The organism is Psychrobacillus vulpis (genome assembly GCF_006861825.1).
Taxonomy (GTDB): domain Bacteria; phylum Bacillota; class Bacilli; order Bacillales_A; family Planococcaceae; genus Psychrobacillus; species Psychrobacillus vulpis.
Map to the genome: position 1 here is coordinate 1 of NZ_VDGI01000054.1, position 2,372 is coordinate 2,372.

The 2,372-nt window shown below is 35.1% G+C and carries 2 protein-coding genes and 1 pseudogene; 2 read left to right on the forward strand and 1 reads right to left on the reverse strand.

Translation table 11 applies throughout. From position 1 onward, the window contains the following. Positions 1 to 373: 373 nt before the first annotated feature. Complete coding sequence (locus FG384_RS19380; protein WP_142644329.1) at positions 374 to 904, forward strand: sigma-70 family RNA polymerase sigma factor; 531 nt, start codon at positions 374 to 376, stop codon at positions 902 to 904. After that, positions 901 to 1,923 (forward strand): DUF4179 domain-containing protein, encoded by a 1,023-nt coding sequence (locus tag FG384_RS19385; RefSeq protein WP_142644330.1) that lies wholly within the window; start codon positions 901 to 903, stop codon positions 1,921 to 1,923. The genes FG384_RS19380 and FG384_RS19385 overlap by 4 nt, the downstream gene beginning before the upstream one ends. Before the next feature lie 246 nt (positions 1,924 to 2,169). Here FG384_RS19385 and FG384_RS19390 read toward each other — a convergent pair. After that, a pseudogene (locus tag FG384_RS19390) lies at positions 2,170 to 2,372 on the reverse strand (IS110 family RNA-guided transposase); the annotation flags it as partial.

The following is a 2,372-nucleotide window of genomic DNA, read 5'->3' on the forward strand; positions in this document are numbered from 1 at the left end:
GGCTACATTTTGTGAATGGTGACTTGGAAGAGCCGTGTGCGTAAATAGCGCAAGCACGGTTCTGTGAGGGGGGAGGAACACAATCTACCGCAAGGTAGAGAGGTTCCCTTCTACTCGACTAGTTGAAGAGCAATGAGCTGTTTTAGACAACTCATTTTTCTTATTAGTAGACAAACGGAACAGTATAATTAAATAAGGAACAGAAAAAACACCTTAATTAAAGGTGTTTTTAAATTGCCTGAAGAACGACATTAAACTAGAAACTATAAATGTTAATTCTATTGTATATCTACGAGTTTACGAGATTTTAATTATTTTGCAACCTATTTACTTCCTCATTCGACTTTATTGCGTAACGGAAAGGAGAGCCGAAATGGATATAGCTAAATTAGTAAGAAAAGCAAAAAAAGGGGAAGATGAGGCATTTGAACAACTGGTTGGTTCTGTTCGACAAAAGTTGTATCGGACAGCCTATGCATATGTTAGAAATGAACAAGATGCTCTTGACCTCTATCAAGAAACTATTTACACAGCATACATTTCAATAAAAAAATTAAAAAAACCTGAAAGTTTTCCGAGTTGGATTACAAAAATTTTAGTTTTTAAATCTATCGATTTTATTCGAAAAGAGTCTCGCCATTTTACTACAGACAATGAGGAAATCTTTGCTGAATTATTAGCTCACGAAAATGGCGATTTGATACCCCATTCAATGGATTTGTCAGAGGCTTTTAAATTCTTAAATCCAACTGTAAAGACCATTATTTTATTAAGATATTATCACGATCTTTCCATTAAGGAAATTGCCGCCATAATGAAGTATCCAGAAGGAACTGTAAAGTCCCATTTAAATAGAGCAAAAAAAGAACTAAGACCAATCTTAAGGGAGGGCTACATGTTATGAATAAAGACAAATTCAGTCGAACTATCGACAAAATAAATGTACCTATGGAGAAGTTAATGGAAAGGGAAAAAGTAGCTATATTTCAAGCCAAGAAAAAAAGAAAAGTAGGAAGAACTACAAAAAGGTCAATATTAGTTGCGTGTGGATTATGTATGTCGCTACTTGGTTCTGGATTCTTTTACACGGGCATGGCAGAAGCATTATCCAACATTCCTCTACTTAGACCAATTTATAAGGATTTTAGAGATATAGCCTCTGATAAAATTGAACATGATCAACTTGCGACAGTAATCAATAAACAAGATAGTCACAACGGCTTAACAATGACCGTAAAGGAAGTTGCTTACGATGGCAACCGGTTAATGGTATCAGTTATCTACACAGGTGAAAATGGACTTTCTCTTAGAGAAGAAACTGTCGGATTTAATTATATAACGATTAATGGTCAACCTATCGAACCAGCAATTGGTTCAAAAGGGCAAGACGAAATAGATTCGAACACAATTATTGAACATCATCAATATACTTTTTCAACTTATAATGAAAACGATGATGTAATTGATATCGCTGTTTACGGAGAAGATTTATTTGGCTACGAGGGGGAGTGGACAGTTGCTTTCCCACTTGAAAAAGTAGCAGGAGACATAGCAGAATTTTATCCAGCTGTGAAAACGACAACGGCTGATGAAGTATATAGTTTAACAGCCGATAAAGTAATATTTTCACCTCTATCAACAAGAATCGATCTAACGATTGATTACCCAACTGAAAAGGATGAAGATGATACATGGCCGTGGTTTGAATTCATCGTAGTTGATGATAAAGGTCGTGTATATGATAAATTGAAACTACAAGCAGGTATGACTGGGAACTATGGTCATCATATGGTTCTGACATTGCCTCCAATGGACAATATACCACAATCATTTACACTCAATCCAAGTCATACAAACAGTGAAGGGTTTAGTGAAGAGATAAAGGAACTAGAATTGATTGTCCCTTTAAATAATAGTAAATAATAACCTCATTTGTTTCGTTTACTTTAACATGGTGGTATCTTAAGCTACGAACACGGGATAGTTAAATAACCAGTCTAAAAGCCATCATGAAATCCGGTTATCTTATAAAATTTAGGGACATCTTATTGAACTCCCATGAAAATTAAAATCTTCGATTTAGAGAAAAAGACAATACGAAATCAGACGCAGCTCATTTATTTTTTAAAAAAGTGCAGCGCCTAAATGTGGATCAAATTATAGGTTGGATTAGGAGGCATTTGGTTCAGTAATTGTAACGTTGTATCCTAAGTTTTCAAGTCTCCGAACAGAATATCGTACAATGGATTGTTCTTTTTGCTTGTCAAAGTAATCTTCTCCTAAATCTACGTACATCTCTTTGCGAGTTAAGAGATAATAGGAGATTCTTAAAATGGCATGAGCGACAGATATTCCTGCCCGTTTTTTACCCT